This is a genomic window from Isoptericola sediminis (genome assembly GCF_013085345.1).
GTDB lineage: Bacteria > Actinomycetota > Actinomycetes > Actinomycetales > Cellulomonadaceae > Isoptericola > Isoptericola sediminis.
Window position 1 is genome coordinate 122,176 of the sequence record NZ_JABFAJ010000024.1, and the last position, 22,035, is coordinate 144,210.

At 70.4% G+C, this 22,035-nt stretch carries 25 protein-coding genes and 1 tRNA gene; 16 read left to right on the forward strand and 10 right to left on the reverse strand.

Annotation, left to right across the window (positions count from 1 at the left end):
- The first annotated feature begins 12 nt into the window (after window positions 1-12).
- The 5 genes from HLI28_RS12935 to HLI28_RS12955 all read left to right on the forward strand — a co-directional run bounded on the left by HLI28_RS12935 (window position 13) and on the right by HLI28_RS12955 (window position 5,655).
- On the forward strand, window positions 13-1,659 hold the full coding sequence (locus tag HLI28_RS12935; protein WP_171247980.1) for an ABC transporter permease subunit: 1,647 nt from the start codon (window positions 13-15) through the stop codon (window positions 1,657-1,659).
- A 1-nt stretch (window position 1,660) separates the two neighbouring features.
- Complete coding sequence (locus HLI28_RS12940; RefSeq protein WP_171247981.1) at window positions 1,661-2,566, forward strand: sugar ABC transporter permease; 906 nt, start codon at window positions 1,661-1,663, stop codon at window positions 2,564-2,566.
- 55 nt (window positions 2,567-2,621) lie between these two features.
- Window positions 2,622-3,044 (forward strand): spore germination protein GerW family protein, encoded by a 423-nt coding sequence (locus HLI28_RS12945; protein ID WP_171247982.1) that lies wholly within the window; start codon window positions 2,622-2,624, stop codon window positions 3,042-3,044.
- Between the two features lie 44 nt (window positions 3,045-3,088).
- A complete protein-coding gene (locus tag HLI28_RS12950) occupies window positions 3,089-4,984 on the forward strand; it encodes a glycoside hydrolase family 13 protein (protein WP_171247983.1) in 1,896 nt (631 codons plus the stop codon).
- A 158-nt stretch (window positions 4,985-5,142) separates the two neighbouring features.
- A complete protein-coding gene (locus HLI28_RS12955) occupies window positions 5,143-5,655 on the forward strand; it encodes a mycothiol transferase (protein ID WP_171247984.1) in 513 nt (170 codons plus the stop codon).
- Here the strand turns inward: HLI28_RS12955 and HLI28_RS12960 are convergent.
- Both HLI28_RS12960 and HLI28_RS12965 read right to left on the reverse strand, forming a co-directional pair.
- Window positions 5,652-6,482, reverse strand: coding sequence for a MerR family transcriptional regulator (locus HLI28_RS12960; protein WP_171247985.1), 831 nt, complete (start codon window positions 6,480-6,482; stop codon window positions 5,652-5,654). The genes HLI28_RS12955 and HLI28_RS12960 overlap by 4 nt on opposite strands.
- Window positions 6,479-6,970 (reverse strand): GyrI-like domain-containing protein, encoded by a 492-nt coding sequence (locus HLI28_RS12965; protein WP_171247986.1) that lies wholly within the window; start codon window positions 6,968-6,970, stop codon window positions 6,479-6,481. The genes HLI28_RS12960 and HLI28_RS12965 overlap by 4 nt, the downstream gene beginning before the upstream one ends.
- Window positions 6,971-7,049: 79 nt before the next feature.
- Between HLI28_RS12965 and HLI28_RS12970 the strand changes: the two genes are divergently transcribed.
- The 4 genes from HLI28_RS12970 to HLI28_RS12985 all read left to right on the forward strand — a co-directional run bounded on the left by HLI28_RS12970 (window position 7,050) and on the right by HLI28_RS12985 (window position 12,375).
- Window positions 7,050-7,847, forward strand: a complete 798-nt coding sequence (locus HLI28_RS12970) for a metallophosphoesterase family protein (RefSeq protein ID WP_343035831.1) — start codon at window positions 7,050-7,052, stop codon at window positions 7,845-7,847.
- A 10-nt stretch (window positions 7,848-7,857) separates the two neighbouring features.
- The gene (locus tag HLI28_RS12975) at window positions 7,858-9,192 is read left to right on the forward strand and encodes a deoxyguanosinetriphosphate triphosphohydrolase (protein ID WP_171247987.1); all 1,335 of its coding nucleotides are present in this window, start codon (window positions 7,858-7,860) and stop codon (window positions 9,190-9,192) included.
- A gap of 124 nt (window positions 9,193-9,316) precedes the next feature.
- Entirely contained in the window at window positions 9,317-11,272 is a 1,956-nt protein-coding gene (gene dnaG, locus HLI28_RS12980) for a DNA primase (protein ID WP_171247988.1), read from the forward strand.
- A 116-nt stretch (window positions 11,273-11,388) separates the two neighbouring features.
- A complete protein-coding gene (locus tag HLI28_RS12985) occupies window positions 11,389-12,375 on the forward strand; it encodes a S1 family peptidase (RefSeq protein WP_216077729.1) in 987 nt (328 codons plus the stop codon).
- A 33-nt stretch (window positions 12,376-12,408) separates the two neighbouring features.
- Here HLI28_RS12985 and HLI28_RS12990 read toward each other — a convergent pair whose 3' ends face one another.
- Window positions 12,409-12,657 carry a hypothetical protein gene (locus tag HLI28_RS12990; protein WP_171247989.1) on the reverse strand — a complete coding sequence of 83 codons (249 nt, stop codon included), beginning with the start codon at window positions 12,655-12,657 and terminating at the stop codon, window positions 12,409-12,411.
- An 86-nt stretch (window positions 12,658-12,743) separates the two neighbouring features.
- On the opposite strand from HLI28_RS12990, the gene HLI28_RS12995 reads away from it, so the two are divergent.
- The 5 genes from HLI28_RS12995 (at window position 12,744) to HLI28_RS13015 (ending at window position 16,401) form a co-directional block, all read left to right on the forward strand.
- Window positions 12,744-13,319, forward strand: coding sequence for a Dps family protein (locus tag HLI28_RS12995; protein WP_171247990.1), 576 nt, complete (start codon window positions 12,744-12,746; stop codon window positions 13,317-13,319).
- A 598-nt stretch (window positions 13,320-13,917) separates the two neighbouring features.
- Window positions 13,918-14,769: a hypothetical protein gene (locus tag HLI28_RS13000; protein WP_171247991.1), complete on the forward strand. Its 852-nt coding sequence runs from the start codon at window positions 13,918-13,920 to the stop codon at window positions 14,767-14,769.
- Window positions 14,770-14,791: 22 nt separating this feature from the next.
- Window positions 14,792-15,277, forward strand: coding sequence for a hypothetical protein (locus tag HLI28_RS13005; protein ID WP_171247992.1), 486 nt, complete (start codon window positions 14,792-14,794; stop codon window positions 15,275-15,277).
- Between the two features lie 450 nt (window positions 15,278-15,727).
- Window positions 15,728-16,231, forward strand: a complete 504-nt coding sequence (locus HLI28_RS13010) for a hypothetical protein (RefSeq protein ID WP_171247993.1) — start codon at window positions 15,728-15,730, stop codon at window positions 16,229-16,231.
- A 32-nt stretch (window positions 16,232-16,263) separates the two neighbouring features.
- Window positions 16,264-16,401, forward strand: a complete 138-nt coding sequence (locus HLI28_RS13015; RefSeq protein ID WP_171247994.1) for a hypothetical protein — start codon at window positions 16,264-16,266, stop codon at window positions 16,399-16,401.
- 45 nt (window positions 16,402-16,446) lie between these two features.
- Here HLI28_RS13015 and HLI28_RS13020 read toward each other — a convergent pair whose 3' ends face one another.
- The 6 genes from HLI28_RS13020 to HLI28_RS13045 all read right to left on the reverse strand — a co-directional run bounded on the left by HLI28_RS13020 (window position 16,447) and on the right by HLI28_RS13045 (window position 19,887).
- Window positions 16,447-17,310 carry a hypothetical protein gene (locus HLI28_RS13020; protein WP_171247995.1) on the reverse strand — a complete coding sequence of 288 codons (864 nt, stop codon included), beginning with the start codon at window positions 17,308-17,310 and terminating at the stop codon, window positions 16,447-16,449.
- Complete coding sequence (locus tag HLI28_RS13025; protein WP_171247996.1) at window positions 17,310-17,681, reverse strand: hypothetical protein; 372 nt, start codon at window positions 17,679-17,681, stop codon at window positions 17,310-17,312. The genes HLI28_RS13020 and HLI28_RS13025 overlap by 1 nt, the downstream gene beginning before the upstream one ends.
- Window positions 17,682-17,799: 118 nt before the next feature.
- Window positions 17,800-19,098: an AAA family ATPase gene (locus HLI28_RS13030; protein ID WP_171247997.1), complete on the reverse strand. Its 1,299-nt coding sequence runs from the start codon at window positions 19,096-19,098 to the stop codon at window positions 17,800-17,802.
- Window positions 19,095-19,316: a hypothetical protein gene (locus tag HLI28_RS13035; protein ID WP_171247998.1), complete on the reverse strand. Its 222-nt coding sequence runs from the start codon at window positions 19,314-19,316 to the stop codon at window positions 19,095-19,097. The genes HLI28_RS13030 and HLI28_RS13035 overlap by 4 nt, the downstream gene beginning before the upstream one ends.
- Window positions 19,317-19,318: 2 nt before the next feature.
- A complete protein-coding gene (locus tag HLI28_RS13040) occupies window positions 19,319-19,564 on the reverse strand; it encodes an ATP-grasp domain-containing protein (protein WP_171247999.1) in 246 nt (81 codons plus the stop codon).
- Window positions 19,561-19,887: a hypothetical protein gene (locus tag HLI28_RS13045; RefSeq protein WP_171247888.1), complete on the reverse strand. Its 327-nt coding sequence runs from the start codon at window positions 19,885-19,887 to the stop codon at window positions 19,561-19,563. Before HLI28_RS13045 ends, HLI28_RS13040 begins: the two co-directional genes overlap by 4 nt.
- A gap of 53 nt (window positions 19,888-19,940) precedes the next feature.
- Between HLI28_RS13045 and HLI28_RS13050 the strand changes: the two genes are divergently transcribed.
- Window positions 19,941-20,603, forward strand: coding sequence for a hypothetical protein (locus HLI28_RS13050; RefSeq protein WP_171248000.1), 663 nt, complete (start codon window positions 19,941-19,943; stop codon window positions 20,601-20,603).
- A gap of 26 nt (window positions 20,604-20,629) precedes the next feature.
- A complete protein-coding gene (locus tag HLI28_RS13055; RefSeq protein WP_171248001.1) occupies window positions 20,630-21,838 on the forward strand; it encodes a tyrosine-type recombinase/integrase in 1,209 nt (402 codons plus the stop codon).
- 75 nt (window positions 21,839-21,913) lie between these two features.
- Here HLI28_RS13055 and HLI28_RS13060 read toward each other — a convergent pair.
- Window positions 21,914-21,986 (reverse strand) — tRNA-Asn (locus HLI28_RS13060).
- Window positions 21,987-22,035: the final 49 nt, after the last annotated feature.

Here is a 22,035-nt window from a genome sequence, read left to right on the forward strand (position 1 = left end):
GAAGGCTCTTCGATGACCGACCTGCAGCAGTCCCGCACCGCCTCGCGCGAGGCCTCGGACGACGCTCCCGCACCCCCCGGCCGCCCCTCGCGCCGCTTCCGGCTCGGACGCCGCGACGAGTCGCCGGCCGGACGCTACGGCGCCGGCTTCCTCGCCAAGCTCGCCCTCATGGCCGTCGTCGACGCGTTCGGCGTCTACGTCGTCTGGTCGGCCTACCTGGCCGAGTCGTGGTTCATCCTCGGCGCCATGGTCGCCATGCTGGTCGTGGCGAACTGGGTCTACTTCTCGCGGCGCGTCGTCCCGCTGAAGTACGTGCTGCCCGGTCTGATCTTCCTGTTCACCTTCCAGATCTTCACCATCGGCTACACCGGGTGGGTGGCCTTCACCAACTACGGCGACGGTCACAACTCCACCAAGGAGGACGCCGTCGCGGCGCTGCTCGTGCAGAACGAGCGCCGTGTCGAGGGTTCGCCCGCCGTCCCGCTGACCGTGGTGGCCGACGGCGACGAGCTCGGGTTCGCCGTCGTCCAGCCCGACGGCACGACGGCGGTCGGCAGCGCCGAGGAGCCGTTGGAAGCGGCGGACGCCACCGTCACCGAGGGGCGGGTCACCGCCGTCGACGGCTGGGAGGTCCTCGACCGCGCCGAGGTGCTGGCCCGCCAGGGCGAGGTCACCGACCTGCGGGTGCCCGTCTCCGACGACCCGGCCGCCGGGTCCGTGCGCACCCAGGACGCCCGCACCGGGTACGTCTACGAGTCCACGCTCGTCTACGACGAGGCCGCGGACACGATGACGGACACCGCGACCGGGACGGTCTACACACCCAACGACGAGGGGCAGTTCGAGGCCGCGGACGGCTCCACGCTGAACGTCGGCTGGCGGGTGTTCGTCGGGTTCGACAACTTCACCACGGCGTTCTCGGACTCGCGGTACTCCGGGCCGTTCTTCCAGATCGTCGTGTGGACCTTCGTCTTCGCCTTCGCCTCGGTGGCCACGACGTTCCTGCTCGGGATGTTCCTGGCGTCGGTGTTCAACACCCCGATGCGCGGGCGCAAGATCTACCGGACGCTGCTGATCCTGCCGTACGCGATCCCCGGGTTCGTCGCCCCGCTGCTGTGGTCCGGTCTGCTCAACCGCAGCTTCGGGTTCGTCAACCAGGTGCTGCTCGGGGGCGCGGCCATCCCGTGGCTGACCGACCCGTGGCTGGCCAAGCTGTCGATCATCGGGGTCAACCTGTGGCTCGGGTTCCCGTACATGTTCCTCATCTGCACCGGTGCGCTGCAGTCCCTGCCCACCGACGTGCTCGAGGCCGCGAAGATCGACGGCGCCGGCCGCCTGCGCACCTGGCGCTCGGTCGTCATGCCCCTGCTGCTCGTCTCCACGACCCCGCTGCTCATCTCGAGCTTCGCGTTCAACTTCAACAACTTCGCCCTGGTGTACATGCTCACCGGAGGCGGTCCACGGTTCGAGGACGCCTCCGTGCCGTTGGGTCACACCGACATCATGATCACGATGGTCTACTCCGTGGCCGGTCTGGACGGGAACGCCCCGAAGGACTTCGGCCTGGCCAGCGCGCTGTCCATCGTCATCTTCGTGATCATCGCGACGATCTCGGCCATCGCCTTCAAGCGGACCCGCTCGCTCGAGGAGATCAACTGACATGACTGCCACCTCGACCGCCCCCGCGGTGCGCACCCCGTCGACGCCGACCCGTCGCAGGACGGCCGGGCGCTGGTTCTCCGAGCTCGGCTGGCGGCACGTCGTCGGCGTCGTGTTCGTCGTCTACGCCGCGTTCCCGATCGTGTACGTCCTGTCCGCCTCCGTGGCCGAGGGCGGCACCCTGACCGGGTCCAACCAGCTCTTCGACACGTTCAGCACGGAGAACTACGCCCGGCTGGCCGACACGGTGTACTGGTCGTGGTTCGCCAACTCGGTGCTGATCGCCGTGGCGACCTCGATCGGTACGGTGCTCATGGGCGCCGCCGCGGCGTACGCCTTCAGCCGGTTCCGCTTCACGGGGCGCCGCGTGGGCCTGACGACGCTGCTGATCCTCCAGATGTTCCCGCAGATGCTCGCATTCGTCGCGATCTTCCTGCTCCTCATCAGCCTCGGCGAGGTGGTTCCGGCGCTCGGCCTGAACTCCCGGGTCGCGCTCATCTGCGTGTACCTCGGCGGCGCGCTCGGCGTGAACACGTTCCTCATGTACGGGTTCTTCAACACGGTCCCGCGCGAGCTGGACGAGGCGGCCAAGATCGACGGCGCCACGCACGCCCAGACGTACTGGACGATCATCCTGCGCCTGGTGACCCCGATCCTGGCGGTCGTGGCGCTGCTGTCGATCATCGCCACCTTCGGCGAGTTCGTCATCGCCCGCGTGCTGCTGCAGTCGGAGTCCAACTGGACGCTCGCGGTCGGTCTCTACTCGTGGGTCTCCAGCCTCCTCGAGGCCAACTGGGGGCTCTTCGCCGCGGGCGCGGTGATCTCCACGATCCCGATCCTCGCGCTGTTCCTGTTCCTGCAGAAGTACATCGTCGGCGGCCTGACGGCCGGCTCCGTCAAGGGCTGACGGCGTCGGTCGCGTGCCCGTGGCGGGGCTCCGGTCCCGGTCCTAGCCTGGGTGCATGAGCGAGAAGCGCAGCTTCGGCCCGGACCTGGCGCGTCTCACCGACGCCGCCGACCAGTCGTTCACCGTGCGCCGCGCGTTCGGCGAGGCGTACGAGCACGACGGCCAGCTCGTCATCCCGGTCGCCCGGGTACGGGGTGGTGTCGGCACGGGGTCCGGCGGCGGGGCGGGCCCCGCCTCCCACGCGACGGACGGCGCGAGCGACGCCCCCGACGGGGCGCACGGCGAGGCGTCCGGCGAGGGCGGCGGCGGGGGCGGCGGCTACGGGCTGCGGGTCACGCCGCTCGGCGTCTACGTCGTCGGCGCCGCGGGCACGCGCTGGCAGCCCGTGCTCGACCTGAACAAGGTGATCCTCGGCGGACAGATCGTCGGGATCGTGATCGCGCTCGCCACCGGGTGGGCGATCGGCCGCCGCCGCTGACCGGACCTCGGTCGGTGGTGGCCGCCACCGACCGAGAGGACCGCATGCACCCTGCACCCCACCTGCTCGACCTGCCCCACCACGACGGGTCCGCCGTCCACGTGCCCCCGGGCACCCCGCGGCTCGGTGACTCGGTGCTGGTCCGGGTCCGCGTGCCCCGCGACTCCGGCGTCGAGCGGGTGTGGGTCCGCAGCGTGCGCGACGGCGAGCCGCGGCTCACCGAGGCGACGCCCGACGCCGGCACGGACGCCGACCGGTGGTTCACCGCGGACGTCGTGGTGCACAACCCCGTCACGCCGTACCGGTTCCTGCTGGACGGACCCGGCGGCTACCGGTGGCTGAACGGCCGGGGAGTGCACGACCGCGACGTCTCGGACGCCGGGGACTTCCGGCTCACGACGCACGCCCCGGGCCCCGCGTGGATGGGCGAGGGACTCGTCTACCAGATCTTCCCCGACCGGTTCGCCCGCTCGGCGGCCGCCGACGCCCGCCCGGTCCCGGACTGGGCCGTGGCGGCGCAGTGGGAGGACGAACCCGCCGGCACCGGCGTGCTGGCCGGCACCCAGTACTACGGCGGCGACATCGACGGCATCGTCGAGCATCTCGACCACCTCGCCGCGCTCGGCGTCGGCACCGTCTACCTCACCCCGGTGTTCCCGGGCCGGTCCAACCACCGCTACGACGCCTCGACGTTCCACGAGGTGGACCCCCTGCTCGGTGGCGACGAGGCCTACGCGCGGCTCGCCGAGGCCGTGCACGCCCGCGGCATGCGGCTCATGGGCGACATCACGACCAACCACACCGGCGAGGGCCACGAGTGGTTCGCCACCGCGCTCGCCGACCCGGACTCGCCCGAGCACGCCATGTACGTGTGGGCGGACCCGTCCGGCGACACCACGGACGTGTCGACCACCGCCTCGGGGGAGCACTACGCGAGCTGGCTCGGGTTCGGCTCCCTGCCCAAGCTCGACTGGGGCGCGCCCGAGACCTGGCGCCGCATGGTCACCGACCCCGACGCCCCGATCGGTCGGTACCTGCGCCCGCCCTTCGAGCTCGACGGCTGGCGGGTCGACGTCGCCAACATGACCGGTCGGTGGGCCGACCAGGACCGCACCCACGCGGTCGCGCGCGAGCTGCGTGCCGCCATCGAGCGGGAGCGCCCCGACGGCGCCCTCATCGCCGAGCACTTCCACGACGCGATCGAGGACCTGCGCGCCGGCGGCTGGCACGCCAACATGAACTACACGGGGTTCACCCGACCCGCGTGGTCCTGGCTGGCCGCCGAGGGGTCCCCGGCCGCCGCGCACGGTCTGCCCGTGGCGGGCGCCCGCCGCCCCGGCGGTGCCATGGTGGCCGCGATGCGCGAGTTCGACTCCGCCGTGCCGTGGTCCGTCACCGCCCGGCAGTGGAACATGCTCGGCTCCCACGACACACCGCGGCTGCGCACCACCGTCGACTCCGACGCCGCGGCCGAGGTCGCGGCCGCCCTGCTGTTCACCTACCCGGGCACGCCCGTCGTCTTCGCCGGGGACGAGATCGGCGCCACCGGGGACAACGGCGAGCACGCCCGCACGACCATGGCGTGGGACGAGGAGGCTCGCGGGGGAGGGCCGCGCTGGGACGCGGAGATCCTCGAGCGCTACCAGCGGCTCTCGGCGATGCGGCGCGGGTCGGCCGCCCTGCGCGACGGCGGGCTGCGCTGGGCGGTGGTCGAGGACGACGCCGTCGTGTTCCTGCGGGAGACGCCGTCCGAGCGGGTGCTCGTCGTGCTCGCCCGTGGACCCTGGGCCGGGACGGTGCTGCCGGGCCACCTGCTGGACCCGGGTGCGCAGCGGGAGCGACTGTACGGCGACGTGGGTCTCGACGTCGGGCCGGACGGGCTGACGGTCGACGGCGCGGGGCCGGGCGTGGGCGTGTTCCGCCTGTCCACCGCTGCGTGACGGCGTCGTCGGTCAGGCATCGGGTGGCCGATGCCTGACCCGGAGGTCCGCCAGGGCTGCCGCGGCCGCCAGAGCGTCCACGGAGCCCGGTCGCGCCGGCCGGCGGTCCACGGCACGGTGGGCTGCGGGACCACCGACCCCGACCCGACGGAGGAATCATGCACGGCATCGCGGTGCTGCAGGACCTGTACTCCCGGATCTTCCCGACGGTGCGGCGTGCCGTCGCGGGGCTGCCGGAGGCCGCGCTCGTCGAGCGGCTCGACCCGGCGGCGAACACCGTCGCCTGGCTGACCTGGCACATCGGCCGCGACCAGGACGTCCAGGTCGCCGACGCCGTCGGCCGCGACCAGGTGTACGCCCGCGGCTGGGCGGACCGGTTCGACCTCCCGTTCGGGCTGCACGACACCGGCTACGGGCACACCGCCGACGACGTCGCGAGGGTCCGTGCACCGGCCGACCTGCTGCTCGGCTACGTCGAGGCGGTGGCGGCGGAGTCCCTGGACGTGCTGGACCACCTGAGCGACGACGACCTCGACGAGGTGGTCGACGACGCCTGGGACCCGCCGGTCACCCGCGGAGCGCGGCTCGTGAGCGTCGCGAACGACTCCCTGGAGCACGCGGCGCAGATCGCCTACCTGCGCGGCGTCCTGGAGCGCACGGGACGGGCCTAGCCACCGGCGGCGCCCACGCGGGTCACGGCATACGGCTGAGCCACCTCGCAGCGGAACGGGTCGCCCTGCCGGTAGATCTCCCGTGGCGGGCCGAGCGGTCGGCGGTCCTGGACCGTCGCGGCAGCCCGGACGGCGTCGAAGGCGCCGAGGATCGTCGGGAACTGGACGTCGCCGTACGGTACGGCGACGAACAACTCCGACCCGGCCGGTTCGACCTCGGTGCCGTCCACGCCGGAGTCGGGGTGCACGGGCACGCGCACGTCGATCGGCCCGTCGGACTCCCAGCTCACCTCGCCGTGGTAGACGACCACGAGGGGTCGGTCCTCGTCGCGGGAGGAGCCTGCCCGCCGTGACAGATCGGTCGCAGCGACCTCGACGTGCCGGGGAAGGTCGGCGGCCGTGGTGGCCACGGTGCGGGAGAGGAACACCTGCGCCGGGACGTCACGTCTCTCCACCGGGGGATGCGACCGCGTCGGGTGCGAGCGGTCGCCGTCGAGGTGGTCGACGAGGTCGTCGAGCAGCGCGGCGGTCCGCGCGTGCTGCCGGGCGGTGTCCTCCCGGTACGCGGCGACGAGGTCCGAGCGACGGCGCGGGTCGGCGTCCAGGACGTCGCCGATCCGGTCCAGAGGCATCCCCGCCCGGCGCAGCAACGCGATGAGCCGGGCACGGTCGGCCTGGGCGATCCCGTAGTAGCGGTAGCCCGTGAACTGGTCGACGACCTCGGGCGCCAGGAGGCCCCGGCGTTCGTAGAGGCGCAACGCCCGCGGCGAGAGCCAGGTGACGCGGCCGAACTCGCCGATGGGCATCCGGGTGCGGTGCTCGCTCACCTCAGCAAGTATGCGACCTCGACCGCCCACCTGCTCCGGTCCGGCTCCGTCTGCGGGTCCGTGAGGAACTGCTCGGTACGGACGTGCCACCGGATGCTGTCGGCCTCCTCGTCGACGGCGAGCTCCAGACCCTGCTGGTTCGCCCAGTCGCCCATGTCCCGGTGGGTCTGGGCCAGCGCGTCCGGTCCGCCGTGCGGCCGAGCCACGAGGTAGTGGCCCGCCGGGAGCGTCCCGGTGTCGAAACCCGTACCGAGCTGCACGGGGGCCGCGACCGGGACGGACACGGTGACGTCCATCGGGTCGGCCACCGTCCGCAACCGGTGGTACTGGTAGATCGGCCCTCCCAGCGGCTCGTGGCCCGCCGCCGCCAGGGCGGCGAAGACGTGCGGCACGAGAGCGTTGACGCGGTCCCACCGCGAGAGCTCGGCCGTCACGGGGATACCGACCCAGTGGCGCTCGGACCACTGCTCGATCGTGCATGTCGTCATCGTCGTTCCTCCTGGTCGCCGTGCGAGTCTCGAACGGGCCGGCACCAGAAGACTCCTTGACCCAGGGGAAAGGTCAAGCGTGACGGCCCGCACCCTGTGGGAGGCTCGGGGCGTGGCCACCGAGCAGATCGCGATCCTCTCCGACGTCCACGGCAACCTCACGGCGCTCGAGACCGTCCTCGCGGACATCTCCGCCCGCGGGATCACCCGGATCCTCAACCTCGGGGACGACGTGGGCAAGGGCCCGCGCGGCAGCGCCGTCGTGGACCGGACCGAGCAGGTCTGCGAGGTGAACGTCCGCGGGAACTGGGACGAGTTCCTGCCCGACATCTCCGACGACGGCCCGCTGGAGATGGTGTGGTGGCGTGACGAGCTGCGGCCCGACCAGCGCGAGCTGATCCGCCGCAGACCTCTCTGCCACGACCTGCTGCTCTCCGGACGGCGGATCCGTCTCTTCCACGCCTCGGCGGCGAGCGTGCACACGCGCGTGCACGTCGACCACACCCGTGAGGAGTTCGCCGGCATGTTCGCCGCCACGGACCTGACGGGTCCGGGGCCGGAGCCCGACCTGGTCGGATACGGCGACGTCCACGCCGCCTATCAGCGCACCCGGCGCGGCCGCACCCTGTTCAACGCCGGCAGCGTCGGCAACGCCCTCGACGAGCCGTCCGCGGCCTACGTCGTCCTCGCGGGAGTCCCCGGACCGGACCCCGCGCCGTTCGGCCTGCAGGTCGTCCGCCTGCCGTACGACGTCGAGTCGGAGCTCGCCGTCGCCCGCGACCTGGACATGCCGCAGTACGGGCCGTGGGAGCGCGAGCTGCGCACCGCCGTCCACCGCAGCCGGCACGCCGTCGAGCCCGTGGGCGGCGCTCGGTAGGCTTCCCCTCGTGCAGACGTTCTCGCAGGAGGCCTTCGACCCGGACGTGGTCGGCACCGGGCCGCGTCCTGCCCCCGGCGAGGAGGGGCCGGCGTCGTACACGGACGCCGATACCGAGCGCTGGGCCGCCGAGCCGCCCAAGTCCAAGGACCGCACGCCGTTCGAGCGTGACCGGGCCCGGGTGGTGCACTCCTCGGGTCTGCGTCGCCTGGGTGCCAAGACCCAGGTGCTCACCCCGGGCAGCGACGACTTCGTGCGCACCCGGCTGACGCACTCCCTGGAGGTGGCGCAGGTCGGCCGCGAGATGGGCCGTGCGCTGGGCTGCGACCCCGACCTCGTCGACACCGCGTGCCTCACCCACGACCTGGGGCACCCGCCGTTCGGGCACAACGGCGAACGCGTGCTGGCCGAGCTCGCCGCCGACATCGGCGGTTTCGAGGGCAACGCCCAGACCCTGCGGCTGCTCACCCGGCTCGAGCCCAAGATCCTCGACGACGACGGCGCACCGCGCGGCCTCAACCTGACCCGAGCCTCGCTGGACGCCTCGGTGAAGTACCCGTGGCGGCTGCACGAGGGGCCGCCGCGCCCCGACGGGTCGACGACCGGCAAGTTCGGCGTCTACCCCGACGACGCCCCGGTGTTCGACTGGCTCCGTCAGGGCGCGCCGCGGTCGATGGTGCGCTGCATGGAGGCGCAGGTCATGGACCTCGCCGACGACATCAGCTACTCCGTGCACGACGTCGAGGACGCCGTCGTCGGCAGCCGCCTCGACCTGCGCCTGCTCGACGACGAGTCCGAGCGGGCGCGCATCGTCGAGCACGTGCGGTCCTGGTACGGCACGTGGCACGACGCCGACGCCCTCGACGCCGCGCTGTGCCGGCTGCGGGACACCGGCTACCTGGTGACCGACTTCGACGGGTCGCGGGGAGCGCTCGCCCGGCTGAAGGATGCCACCAGCCAGCTCATCGGGCGGTTCAGCGGATCCGCCCAGCGGGCCACTCGCGAGGAGTACGGGGACGGGCCGCTGACGCGGTACTCGGCCCAGCTCGTCGTCCCGCCGGAGACGGCCGACGAGATCCTCGCGCTCAAGGGCGTCGCGGTCACCTACGTCATGGCGCCGCGGGAGTCCGAACCGCTGTACGCCGCGCAGCGCGAGATCGTCGCCGACCTGGTCAAGGTCCTCGGTGACCGTGCCCCGACGGCGCTCGAGCCGCACTTCGCCGCGGACTGGCGCGACGCCCCCGACGACGACGCCCGGCTGCGGGTCGTCGTCGACCAGGTGGCCTCGCTCACCGACGTCTCGGCGGTCCAGATGCACGGCCGCCTGGTGCGCGGCGACGACTGACCGTCCGCCACCCGTCGCCCCGTCCGCCCCGTTGTGGGCATGAAATCTGCAGGTCCCACCTGGGGGAAGGCTGCAGAAATCATGCCCACAACGGGGAGCGGCGCGGGGGCATAGACTCGCGCCCGTGGCAGGCCTGATCAAGCGAGACGACGTGGACGCCGTCCGCGACCGCGCACGGATCGACGAGATCGTCGGCCAGCACGTCACCCTCAAGAACGCCGGCGTCGGCTCGATGAAGGGGTTGTGCCCCTTCCACGACGAGCGCACCCCCTCCTTCCACGTGCGTCCGGGCGTGGGCCGCTGGCACTGCTTCGGGTGCGGCGAGGGAGGCGACGTCATCTCGTTCGTGCAGAAGATCGACGGGATGGGGTTCACCGACGCCGTCGAGTACCTGGCGGACAAGGTCGGCGTCGAGCTGCACTACGAGGACTCGCGCACCGGTGCGGCGGCGCAACGGGGCCCCCGCGAGGAGCCGGGCCGCCGGCAGCGCCTGCTCGAGGCGCACCGGGTGGCGGCGCAGTTCTACGCCGAACAGCTCTTCGCCCCCGGTGCCCAGGCGGCACGGGCGTTCCTCGCCGAGCGCAGCTTCGAGCGGGCCGACGCCGAGACGTTCGGTCTGGGCTACGCCCCGACCGGGTGGGACGCCCTGCTGCGGCACCTGCAGAGCCGCGGGTTCACCCAGGCCGAGCTCGTCGCCTCGGGGCTGGTCAGCCAGGGCCAGCGCGGCATCTACGACCGGTTCCGCGGCCGACTGGTCTGGCCGATCCGGGACGTGACCGGTGCGGTCATCGGCTTCGGGGCCCGCAAGCTGTTCGACGACGACCCCGGCCCCAAGTACCTCAACACCCCCGAGACGAGCCTGTACAAGAAGGCGCAGGTCCTCTACGGCATCGACCTGGCCAAACGCGCCATCGCCCAGAACAAGCGGGTGGTCATCGTCGAGGGGTACACCGACGTGATGGCCGCCCACCTGTCCGGGGTGGACACCGCGGTGGCGACCTGCGGGACCGCGTTCGGCGCCGACCACGCCAAGGTGGTGCGACGACTGCTCGGCGACACCACCGCCGGCGGCGGTCTGCAGCTCGCCTCGGGTGCGTCGCTGGGCGGCGAGATCATCTTCACCTTCGACGGCGACGCGGCCGGTCAGAAGGCCGCGATGCGCGCGTTCGGCGAGGACCAGCGCTTCCACGCCCAGACCTTCGTCGCCGTCGAACCGACCGGCCTGGACCCGTGCGACCTGCGCATGCAGCGCGGCCCCGACGCGGTGCGCACCCTCGTCGACAAGCGCGTCCCGCTGTTCGAGTTCGTCATCCGCACCACGCTCGACGGTTTCGACCTCGACACGGTCGAAGGGCGCGTCAACGCGTTGCGGGCCGCGGCACCGGTGGTCGCGGGGATCCGTGACCGGTCGATGCAGCTCGGCTACGCGCGTCTGCTCGCCCGGTGGATCGGCATCGACACCGACGAGGTGCGCCGCGAGGTCAGCCGGGCGCACAGCACTCCGGGCCCCGCCCGACGGCGCGAGGAGCGGACCGCACGGCCCGAGCGTGCACTCGGCCCCGCGGACGGCGAGTCGGTGGTGTCCGGCCCGGTGCTCAGCGCCCCCGACCCCGCCGACCCGGTGGCACGCATCGAGCGGCTCGCCCTCGTGGTGGTGCTGCAGTACCCGCAGCACGTGCCGGTGACGTTCGACGACCTGGGCCCCGACGCCTTCGCCACCCCCGCGTGGCGGGCGGTGCACGCCGCGATCCGCGCGGCCGGGGGAGTGCGTACCGGCGCCGGTCTGGGCGGGAACCGGTGGGTCGAGACCGTCGTGGAGGAAGCCGGCGACGCGGTGTCGCCGCTGGTGACCGAGCTGGCGGTCGCGCCCGTGCCCGAGGACCGCGAGAGCGCCATCGCCGCGTTCGTGGCCGACGTCGTGCGCAAGGTCGCCGACCTGGGGCTGACCCGGCGGATCGCGGACGCCAAGAGCCGCGTGCAGCGGCTCGACGCCACGGCGGACCCCGACGCCTACCGTGCCGCGTTCGAGGAGCTCGTCGCGATCGAGAAGGAACGCCGCGAGCTGCGCGAGAGCGTCTGATTCACCCCCGTCCCGGGTATCGGGACACCCGGGGGTCCGCTCCTTCCTGCTAGGGGTGCCGGAGCGACGTCGCGGCCCACCCGGGCCGGCGTTCCGGGCTCCTCGGGGAGGGAATCATGAACGACGAGATGTTCGACCTCGAACCGGACGTACCGGAGGCGCTCTCCGGCATCGCCTCGAAGCGGGACTCGGCCGAGGACGACCTGCTCGCCACGGAGAACGTGGTGGGGGTGGGACTCGGCTTCAAGATCACCGGCGGGACCCAGACGGACAAGCCGAGCGTGATGGTGCTGGTCGAGCAGAAGCTGCCGGCCGAGATGCTGTCCGGCAAGGGAGTCCCGAAGACCGTCGGGGGTGCGCCGACCGACGTGCTCGAGGTCGGCCCGCTCGTCGCCGGGGGAGACGCCGAACCCGCCATGGAGGCGGGCGTGCAGAAGCTGGCCAAGCGGGTCCGTCCGGTGCGGCCCGGCTACAGCATCGGGCACCTGAAGGTCACGGCGGGCACGCTCGGTGCCGGTGCCTACGATCTGCGGAACACCGTGCCCGGCAAGCCGCCGCGCTACTACGCGCTGAGCAACAACCACGTGCTCGCCAACTCCAACGACGCCCGGATCGGCGACCCGATCATCCAGCCGGGGGCGTACGACGGCGGGACCTACCCGGCCGACGTGGTCGGCCGGCTGGCGCGCTACGTGCCGATCCGCTTCGACGGGACCGTCAACTACGTCGACGCGGCGATCGCGGAGATCCCGTTCGACACCATCGACCGGGACATCTACTGGTCCGGCTACCCGCGGTCGCTCGTCAAGGCGGCGGAGGTCGGCATGCTGGTGAAGAAGACCGGTCGCACGACGCACTTCACCACCGGCCGGGTCACCGCGCTCAACGCCACCGTGAACGTCAACTACGGCGGGGGCAAGGTCGCGAAGTTCGGCAAGCAGATCGTCACCTCGGACATGTCGGCCGGCGGTGACTCGGGATCGCTCGTGCTCGACCTGGACAACAACCCCGTGGGGCTGCTGTTCGCCGGGTCCAGCACGGCGACGATCATCAACCCGATCGCCTACGTCCAGATCCTGCTGGGTGTGCGCATCTGGCCGTGAGGAGGCCGCGCGGCGCCGTCGGTCCCGGACTCGCTACTCCGCGAGGAAGGGGCCGCCGGCCTCGACGCGCACGGGGATGTCGTTCAGCGAGGAGGGCAGCTCGCGCACGGCCGGCGACTCCGGGTCCGGCGCGTAGACCACGACGCACGGTTCACCCTGGGCCGTCTCCCCGACGGCGACGCCCTGGATCTCCGCGCCGATCCACTCCTCGGCGGTGGCCAACGCGTCACGCACCGCAGGATCCTCCTGGGGGATGCCGGCGATCAGGTCGTCCTCGCTCATACGTTCACCGTACGCCTGTCGTCCTCGGGTCGCGGTCGATGGGTCGGGGGGCCAGCATGGGGGGACGACCGAGCGAAGGAGATCAGATGGCTGACGGTACTCACGACCCCACCTACACGGTGCCCTCGATGACCGCCGAGAACGGTGCCCGGGTCGCTGACATCCTGCAGGACCGGCTCAACTCGTTGACGGACCTCCACCTGACGCTCAAGCACGTCCACTGGAACGTCGTCGGCCCCCACTTCATCGCCGTGCACGAGATGCTCGACCCGCAGGTCGACGCCGTGCGGCTGATGGCGGACGACGTGGCCGAACGGATCGCGACGCTGGGCGGGGTCCCGCAGGGCACACCGGGCGCGCTGGTGGCGCACCGCACCTGGGAGGACTACCACCTGGGACGGGCCACGACCATCGAGCACCTCGGGGCGCTCGACGAGGTCTACCAGGGTGTCATCGCCGCGCACCGTCAGGCTGCCGAGACGACGGCCGAGCTCGACGACGTCACCAACGACCTGCTGATCGGCAACCTGCGTGAGCTGGAGCAGTTCCACTGGTTCGTCCGGGCCCACCTGGAGACCGCCGGGGGAGAGCTGTCCACCGCCGGCGCGACGTCCGAGATCGACGCCGCACGTCAGGCCCGCGAGGCCGAGCGCACGGGCTGACCGACCGGCGCACAGAGCACGAGAAAGGCCCCTGACCTGCAGGTCAGGGGCCTTTCTGCGGGGCTCCCGCGACTGGACTTGAACCAGTGACCGTCCGATTAACAGTTGCAGGTCGCTTGGTCGGCATGGTCCGGTCAAGGGTCCTGGACCGCTGCAACAGTGGGCCTGGGGGGACATCGGGAGTCGGCAAGAGTCGGCAAGGATCGTGCTAGGGATGGAAGTTTCCCTAGCACGATCCCTAGCACCCACCCCGGCACCCCCGCCGTTTCGTAGTGCGCTCCGGGCGACGCTTGCTGACCCCCTGTATGGATGACTGTGGTCTGTGGGAGATCGGGTCTCGATAGGTCCCTGGATCCTCGGTTCGACCCGGACGACGGCATCTGGCACCTAGTACCGGAAGCATGCGTGCCGATCCCCGCTGCGTCCTGAGCGGCTTTGTGAGGCTCGTCTGGCTTTGTCTGGCGCGCCTGTGGGAGTGGGTCGGGTGGCGCCAGTCGCAGGCGCGTTTCGGCAGTGCGGTAGGGGTCGGCGCAAGCAGTTCGTGTCGGTCGCCTGCTCTAGGGTTCCGAGGAACCTCTAGACGAGTGGAGCGGTCCTGATGGACAACAGAGAGTTGGCGTCCCTGATCGTCGTTGCGGCGTTCGTGGTTCTTGCCGTCGCTGTCAGTCAAAAGCGTTTTGGCCTGCTGAAGTCGTTTCTCGGAGTGGTCCGTGGGACCTTCCATCCTCGCCTCCTCGGCCTCTGGGTCGCTTATCTCCTCTACGCCGCCGCTGTCATGTGGGGTGCCTACCGGCTCGGGGTCTGGACTCCGGACCTGGTCACGTCGACCGTACTTGTCGTGGTGTTCACGGGGCTCCCTCTCGTCGGTTCCTCCATCAGTGACAAGGGGGACCACATCGTGCGACCGGTGCTGAAGAAGACGTTCGGCGTCGCTGCGATTCTGTCCGCGTACGTCTATTTGGAGTCGTTTGCACTCGGCTGGGAGATCTTCTGGCAAGCGATCCTGGCGATGCTGTCGATGGCCGCCGTGCTTGGTGACGCTCGCGTGGTCAAGTTGTTCAACAGGATCGCTCTGATCTACGCGCTCGCCTCAGTAGTGCACACGACTACGACTCTGGTCGGCGGTGCTGATCAGGTTGAGTGGCTGGCGCTCGCTCAGGCGGTGGCCCTTCCATTCTGGTACCCGGTGGCGCTGATACCGCTCCTGTACGTGGTCGGGTACTACTCGGCGGTTGAGTTGGCTGCGTGTCGTGTACAGGTCTCGCGGCGGCGGCTGACCAAGTGGCGTTGGGGGGCGATCCTCGCGGTCGGCCTCCGCCTTCGTGTCTCGTATGCGCGGCGCTTCGTGGCGCCCTGGGTGTTCGAACTTGCCGACGCCTCGTCTCGGCACGAGCGTCGTAGCGTGCTCGCAGATTTTCGTCGGACACACTCGCGGAGTGTCAACAGGTAGGCCCGGAGCCTGCGCTTGACGCATGGTTCAGTGGGGAACGGTTGGAGAATGGGCGGGCCTGCTCGGTGTCGTCGTGCCCTCGGTGTTCTGGTTCATCGAGCGCCGCCAGCGACGGGCCGCTGAGAAGCGACTCCAGGAGAACCAAGTTCGAAGGGTTACGTACCAGGAGATCACGTTTCAGCGGCCGGACCCGCCGCGTAGGTACCGAACATGGGTCCTGCGGAACGACTCAGACGAGCCTCTGCATTTCACCGCTATTCGGGTCCGGCTGGAAAATCCTGGCCCAAACGAAAATCCGTACCAGACCGCAGCGCCGTCCGGCACAGGCCCCCTGGCCGCAGGTGAACAGAGAGAGTTCATCTGGCCGTACGAGCATGGCGAGAAGGAAATCAACGAGGTGCGTGCGATGGTTCTTGATCCAGACGGGTTGTGGTGGCTGCTGGACGACATGGGCAACCGCGCGGTCATGCCTGACAGCGATGCGCCCAAGGACCCCGACACCCTCTAGTGGCCGACGTGGCGGCACGTCAGAGGTCGCGCTGGAAGGGTGACACCTTGTCGGCGGTGCGAACTACATTGGCTCGACATGTGGCATGAGATCACCCCGGAGGGTTGCGGAGTCCTCGCAACCCTCATCCCTGTCCTCTTCGCGTCTGCGTGGCTCACTGGCGGCAGGTCCGTCCTGGCTAGAGACGCCATCTACGCTCCCAGTCCTGTGACTCGATGGTCCGCGCGAGTCACGATCGGAACAACCGTTGCCTACGCGGCCGGGTCGGTTTGGGTCGCAACCAACGGCGCGGCCACCGGTGCCGGCCTCAGTGGCTTCCCGGCAAGTTTCGTCGCGATCGGCTTCTGTTCCACAATGGGCGCGACTGTCGTGGCATGGTTCGCTGGCATGTTGAGTCGACCTGCCGCGTTTCCGGGGGGCCGTGATTCGGACGAAACATAGGATCGGCCTATGGGCGATGCCAACAACGCGCCTACGAAGGCGCTCAACAGCAAGGTCAGCGCAGAGGTTCGTGCCCAACGGGCGTGGACGGCACGCGTGGCTGGGGCGACCTGGGACCAGGTGGCGCAGGTGACCGGCTACCACGACCGGGCCACGGCACACCGGGCCGTGAAGGACTACTTCGGTCAGGTGCCACGTCAGGACGCGGAGATGACGCGCGCGATGTGGCGCGAGCGCATGGAAGTGCTGTGGCGCCAGGTCGTCCGGGACGCTTCGCAGCAGAAGCCGGGGGCGATCCGGGCTGGTGTGGCGGTCGCGCAGCGGGCGGCGGCGATGGATGGTCTGGACGCCCCGCAGGAGGTCCGGGTGGGGCCGATGGGCGACGCGGCCATGTACGGCGGGGATCCGGTGGAGTTCATCCGTCAGGGTGGCGCTCTGACGGCTGCGGACATGGAGCGGTACGGGATCACTGAGGATCAGGTGCGGGCGATCCGGGCCGGGGAGGACGTGTGATGCGCGAGCCGTCGAGTGCTGAGGTGCAGCGGATGGCTGAGCGCCTCGTCGCTGAGATCCGGGCGGGATGGACCCCGCCGTTGCGGTTCCGCATGTCGTACCGGCTTGATGAGGCGGCTCTGGCGTCGCTGCGTGACCGAGAGCCGGAAGCGTTCCCCATGGACGAGTGAGACGCCCGCCGGGTGCCCTGCGTGGGCTTTCCCGCTGTGGGTCGATCAGCCGAGGTTCCAGAGGGTCGGGTAGTCCTTGGCGTGCTGGTCGGCGCGAGCCTTGGCGCGCTTCTTCTCCAGGTGGCGGTGGCACTTGATGGCCATCCGCGCCTGCCACTGGTCGGGGGCGTACTGCGGCCACTGGCCCCAGATGGTCATGCGGGCTTCGGACAGCGCCTGGCGGTCCAGGTGGCTCCACGGCTTGCCGTCACCCCCGCCGATCTCGGCGTGAGCGCGGATGGCGTCGGCGATGGCTCCGGCGGACGTGCCGCCGTAGCCGGTGGCGGACTCCAGGAGCATGCGGCGCTGGTCGCCCCAGGTGGTCGCGATCTCCAGGCCGCGACGGTCGGCGATCTTGTCGCAGTCGGTGCAGAGCGGGGCCGGGGTGCCATCGTGGCGGCGGTGACCCCAGCTGGTCCAGTGCAGGGACATGTCCCGTCCGCACCAGGCGCAGGGACCGTCGGTGCAGCGGCGCAGTCCGACCGGCTTGGTGGCCTGGATGGCGCGCTGGACACCCTCGGCGATGCGGTCCCGGTCGGTGTCGTCCAGGTGGCTCCAAGCGTCGTCGTCGCCACGGTTGGCCTGGTGGACGTACGCGATTCCGGGATTCTCGTGGGCGGCGATTTCTGCCTGGCGCGCGGTCAGGTCGTAGCCGAGTTCAGAGAAGATGCCCTGCCAGGAGACATAGTCGCGCTGGTGCTTGTTGCACTCGGGCCATCCCTGAGCGTCGCGGGTGACCCCGTCGTTGGGCTTGCCGCCGACCTGAGTGTTGTTGCCGACACGAACGCCGCAGATGCGGCAGTGGTTCGAAGCCTGGACGCGGGTCGAGCCGCGCCGACCATTCGGGGTTGCCATGCTCGCGTTGCTCATCAGTGGCTCTCCATCTCGTTGTTGCAGGTCGGGCACCAGCGCATCAGGAACCGGACGTCGTCCGACTCCATGTAGGACAGGACCGACTCGTGCGGGTGAGTGATCGGGTCGCCGCAGACCAGGCAGTGGTCCGGCTTGTCGGCGCTCATGTGGCCGCGAGCGCAGGACAAGCACCAGATGCGGGTGTCCGGGGCGATGACGGTCCAGGTGGTCGGCAGACGCTGGGCGTGCGGGCATCCGAACGTGCGCGTCAGGGACCACCAGCGGTCCAAGTAGTGGGCTTCGGGGCTGTCGTTGCAGATCGGCATGGGCGGCTGTCCCAAGACGTCTGCGAGCGCCCAGAGGGCGTCGGAGCCGGTGGGGGTGGTCACGGGTTCTTCCTTTCGTTGGGTCGGTGGTCGTCGCAGGGGCGGGCGCGACAGGGGCCGCGACCTGGGTCGGTGCGGGTGTGGTGGATGCGGCGGACGTGGCCGCGGTGGCACGTGGCGTTCAGGGCCGTCGTGCGGCGTGCCCGGTGCAGTCGCCGTGGTCGGTGTAGCCCTGGTCGATCAGGACAGGGTCGAGTGCTTCGCCACAGCAGCGGCAGACTGGCGAAGGGGGCGGTGAAGAGTGCGAAGAGGGCGGCGGCTGGGTGCCCGCTCCCTTCGCGCCCTTCGTGCTCCCTTCGTGGGTGCGCGGGTCGAGTCGCCAGACCCAACCGCCACTCATGCCGGACTTGGCCGACCGGGCGCCAGCGCGCTTCTTGGCGCGCTTCAACTGGTCCTGCGACCAGCCGCCCACCGCGCGACCGGTGCGGAAGACGTCGGATGCTGAGGCTTCGCCTCCGTTGTCCATCAGGTAGTCGGTCAACCAGGCGGTGCAGGCGTCCCGGTCATCGCCGTCGTCGTCAGTCGGGATCTGGAGCAGAGCAGCCGCCGTGACGTCCAGGGGGGTGTCCTCCCATTCGATCCGGGCGCACCCCAGGGAGCCGTGCGAAGTGAGTCGATAGGCCAGCGCCGGCGGTTCGGCGGCGATGTTGAGTTTCGAGACGGCGAACACCCGCCGGTCGGGGTCCTCGGGATCGCGGGCGACGATGTAGGCCGCGCGCGCGGCGCCGATGATGCCGATAGACCCGCCGCCCCGGTAGAGGGGGCTGTTGGCGCCGCCCTTGTTCAGGTGGCGCACCAGAACAATGCAGGCTCCGGTGCGTTCGGCCATCGCGGCGAGCAGGTGGAGCACGCCGCGCACGTCCTGGTCGCGGTGGGAGTCGACGCCGCCGTTGAGGTAGGCCATCAGCACGTCGACAACGACCAGACCGACGTCGTGAGACTCGATGGTGCGTTCGATGTGTCCGATGTCGCGAGGGAGGGACGGCGGGACGCGTCGGACATCGTCGCCGTCGATCACGGGAACGTCGATCAGGGCGTGGACGCGGGACCGGTCGGCTCCGGCGGCGGTCAGACGTGGTGCGATGGTGTCGGCCAGCCCATCCTCTGCCGAGAGCAGCAGGACGCCCCGAGGACGGTCGTTCCTCGCTCCGTCGGGCCAGGTGGAGCCTGTCGAGACGCGTGCGGCCAGATCGAGGGTGAGCGTCGACTTTCCGGCGGACGGGTCGCCGTCGATGAGGACCAACTTCCCGGCGGGCAGGCGTCCCGGCCAAAGCCAGGACACCTGCTCAACGTTGACGTCGGCGAGGGTGCGCACGATGGGTGCCAGGGGGTCGGTGTCGGTCGGCACCCCCGCAGCCGCGAGCGCCTGGGAGGTGATGCACGGGTCGTAGGGGTCTTCGATGGTGGGGTCATAGGTCACGACGTGACTCCGTTCTCGGCCAGGCGGCGACGGGCGCGCTCGGCGCGATCGTGCTCGCCTGCCATGTCGCAGCGCTGGGCGTACGAGGGCCGTTCGGCGTGAGTGCGGGCGGTCTGTGCGCACACAGCCCAGATCACGGCCTGTTCGTCTTCGACCTGTCGACGCCCCAACTCGATGCCGTGAGCAAGTCCCGCCTGGTACCAGTCGTGGTCGCCCACGTTCACCACCCCTCCCGGGTGTTCGGGATCAGCCGTCCGTCCTCGTCGCGGCGGACCTCGTGCATGCCGGGGACGTGTCCGGGGGAGTGGCGGTGGCGGACCTCCGGCCCCAGGGCGTCCAAGCGACGTTCGATGGCGAGCAGCCAGTCCAGAACAGTCAGCCAGTCGGCCCGGTCGTACGGTGACGGCGTGGCCCCCTCAGCGGTGTCTGCCAGGACCGTTGCGCTGAGGGGGTCGTTCCCGCTCACAACGCCTCGCTGGAGTCGGTGGGAGCCTGCGAAGGGTGCGCCGAAGATCGCGAAGCGCGCGGCTCTCCGGGGCCTGCTTCCTTCGCTCCCTTCATGCTCCCTTCGACATCGAGGCTGACGCCCAGGGCGTCCGCGAGCGCCGCCTGGGTGACGACGTAGCGCGCGCCGATGCGCAGTACGGGGACCGGGAAGTCGTTGGCCTGGATCAGGCGGTACGTGCCTTCCTTGCCGATGCCGAAGTAGCGGCCCGCAACGATGGCGGGGACTGTCGCGGGCAGGTCGCGGACCGTTTCGGCCCGGGGTATCTGTCGTGAGGTCTTCATGGCCCCAACTCTCAGACCTGGCCACCCGCTGCGCAATAAAGTATTTTGTTGTCATGCAGCAAGACGAGAAGCCTGGGGTGCGCGTGGAGCCCTACACCGCCTTCCTGTCGTCGGCGCCTTACGTCATCGCCTACAAGGCCAGTGAGCCGTTCAGGGCCTCGGTCGACATGGACGACGAAACGAACGATCTCGTGCGGCGGGCGCGCCTGCCCGAAGACGTCAAGATCGCCCGATCCGAGCGCAAGCCTGCGAGTGCCACCCCGAGCGGGTTCACGGTCCCGACCGGCTCGAAGCCGCCCAGGGTCTACAGCGGTGCTCGGGTGATCGACGATGCGACACGCGTGACCTACGAAGTAGGCGTGGACAGCGACGGAGGCATCCGCAGCCTCACCCTCATCCCTCACGAGGGCGCAGACCTCTCGACGGACGGCCTGGACCTGGACTATCTCCGTCGCGCAGCAATCCAGCAGGCGACCAACGACGGGGTCCCTCTGGGGTCCGCCACGAGTCCGAAGTCTCCAGAGCGACCGGGTCATGCCACTGTCGCTGCCCTGGCGCGCGAGGCCGTCGCTTGGGGGCAGACCCCGCGTCACTACCTCAGCGATCGATACCAGCGTTCTCCTGAGCGCATGGACGTCTGGCTACGGGAGGCGCGGCAGGCGGGCTACGACGTGCCCAAGATGAAGCCTGGACGCCCGCCGAAGAAGTCGAACTAGCCTCAACACCGGGAGGAACACCGAGGATGGCCAAGACCTCAGGCGTCTATCAGCGCCACCGCAAGACCTGCGACCGCACCAAGACTCGGTGCGACTGCCCGTGGTCGTACCTGATCGAAACGCCCGCAGCAGCCGGCGGCAAGCGTCGCCAGTTCACCAAGTCCGGGTTCGCCTCCAAGACGGAAGCCAAGCGCGCCCGCGAGGAAGCCCTGGTCGAGCACCGAGCCGGACGGGTCGACGTCGACCGCAAGATCACCGTCACCGACTACCTGAACCGGTGGATCGACGGCAAGGAAGCGGCAGGCTCCGTGCGTCCGTCCACGGTGCGCGGCTACCGCGACGTGATCGGCAAATTCGTCGCACCACACATCGGCAACGTGCGGCTCGTCGACATGACTCCTGGGCACCTTGACCGCATGTACTCGGCGATCCGCCGCGAGCGCCCAGACGTCACCCCGTCCACGATCCGCCGCATCCACGCCACCCTGCGCTCGGCGTTCCGTTCGGCGGTCAAGCGTGGAGAGATGAAGCATGACGTGACCGCTCACGTCGAACTTCCGGCGCACCGTCGTCCCCGCGTCACGCCGTGGGAGCCTGCCGAGTACGCCGCCTTCATCGGCTCTGACGTCGTCCGTTCGCACCGGCTGCGGCCCGTGTTCATCCTCGCGGCGATGGGCGGCCTGCGGCGCGGCGAACTGGCGGCGTTGCAGTGGGACGACGTCGACCTGGACCGGGCCGTTCTCGTCGTGCGCCGTCAGGCAACCCAGGTGGGCGACACCATCAGCATCACGGCGCCCAAGACGGCGGCAGGGACAGACCGCGTCGTCGACCTGGACCAGCAGACCGTGAGCGTGCTGCGTGAGCACCGCGCCGCCCAGGCTCGCGAGCGCCTGAAGTTCGGCCCCGCCTATGAGGACAACGGCCTGGTGTTCGCTCGCGAGGATGGCGCGATGTACCGGCCCGACCACCTGGCCAAGACGTTCACGCGTCTGATCGCCCGCGTGAGTGTCGACGGCGAGCCGCTGCGTCGGGTCCGCTTCCACGACCTGCGCCACCTTCAGGCGTCACTCATGCTCGCCGCCGGGGTGCCGATGGCCGTGGTGTCCAAGCGGCTCGGCCACTCCAACGTGGCCGTCACCAGCGACACGTACTCACACCTGCTCGGGGGAGTCGGGGCGTCCGCCGCAGAGGCTGCGGCAGCACTCATCCCGACTGGCTCTGAGGGTCGTCCCTAGCAAATCCCTAGCATCCGACCCTAGGAACGACTCTGCGGCCCCATCCCGGAGGATGAAGCCGCAGGTCAGAAGGTGCTCCCGCGACTGGACTTGAACCAGTGACCGTCCGATTAACAGTCGGATGCTCTGCCAGCTGAGCTACGCGGGATCGAGGGCCCGAGGCTCCTCCGGAGCGCCGAACCGTGAAGAACCTTACC

Coding starts and splice junctions, on each gene's coding strand:
- HLI28_RS12935 (WP_171247980.1), top strand. CDS start 13: ATGACCGACCTGCAGCAGTCCCGCACCGCCTCGCGCGAGGCCTCGGAC.
- HLI28_RS12940 (WP_171247981.1), top strand. CDS start 1,661: ATGACTGCCACCTCGACCGCCCCCGCGGTGCGCACCCCGTCGACGCCG.
- HLI28_RS12945 (WP_171247982.1), top strand. CDS start 2,622: ATGAGCGAGAAGCGCAGCTTCGGCCCGGACCTGGCGCGTCTCACCGAC.
- HLI28_RS12950 (WP_171247983.1), top strand. CDS start 3,089: ATGCACCCTGCACCCCACCTGCTCGACCTGCCCCACCACGACGGGTCC.
- HLI28_RS12955 (WP_171247984.1), top strand. CDS start 5,143: ATGCACGGCATCGCGGTGCTGCAGGACCTGTACTCCCGGATCTTCCCG.
- HLI28_RS12965 (WP_171247986.1), bottom strand. CDS start 6,970: ATGACGACATGCACGATCGAGCAGTGGTCCGAGCGCCACTGGGTCGGT.
- HLI28_RS12985 (WP_216077729.1), top strand. CDS start 11,389: ATGAACGACGAGATGTTCGACCTCGAACCGGACGTACCGGAGGCGCTC.
- HLI28_RS12990 (WP_171247989.1), bottom strand. CDS start 12,657: ATGAGCGAGGACGACCTGATCGCCGGCATCCCCCAGGAGGATCCTGCG.
- HLI28_RS12995 (WP_171247990.1), top strand. CDS start 12,744: ATGGCTGACGGTACTCACGACCCCACCTACACGGTGCCCTCGATGACC.
- HLI28_RS13000 (WP_171247991.1), top strand. CDS start 13,918: ATGGACAACAGAGAGTTGGCGTCCCTGATCGTCGTTGCGGCGTTCGTG.
- HLI28_RS13005 (WP_171247992.1), top strand. CDS start 14,792: ATGGTTCAGTGGGGAACGGTTGGAGAATGGGCGGGCCTGCTCGGTGTC.
- HLI28_RS13010 (WP_171247993.1), top strand. CDS start 15,728: ATGGGCGATGCCAACAACGCGCCTACGAAGGCGCTCAACAGCAAGGTC.
- HLI28_RS13015 (WP_171247994.1), top strand. CDS start 16,264: ATGGCTGAGCGCCTCGTCGCTGAGATCCGGGCGGGATGGACCCCGCCG.
- HLI28_RS13020 (WP_171247995.1), bottom strand. CDS start 17,310: ATGAGCAACGCGAGCATGGCAACCCCGAATGGTCGGCGCGGCTCGACC.
- HLI28_RS13045 (WP_171247888.1), bottom strand. CDS start 19,887: ATGAAGACCTCACGACAGATACCCCGGGCCGAAACGGTCCGCGACCTG.
- HLI28_RS13050 (WP_171248000.1), top strand. CDS start 19,941: ATGCAGCAAGACGAGAAGCCTGGGGTGCGCGTGGAGCCCTACACCGCC.
- HLI28_RS13055 (WP_171248001.1), top strand. CDS start 20,630: ATGGCCAAGACCTCAGGCGTCTATCAGCGCCACCGCAAGACCTGCGAC.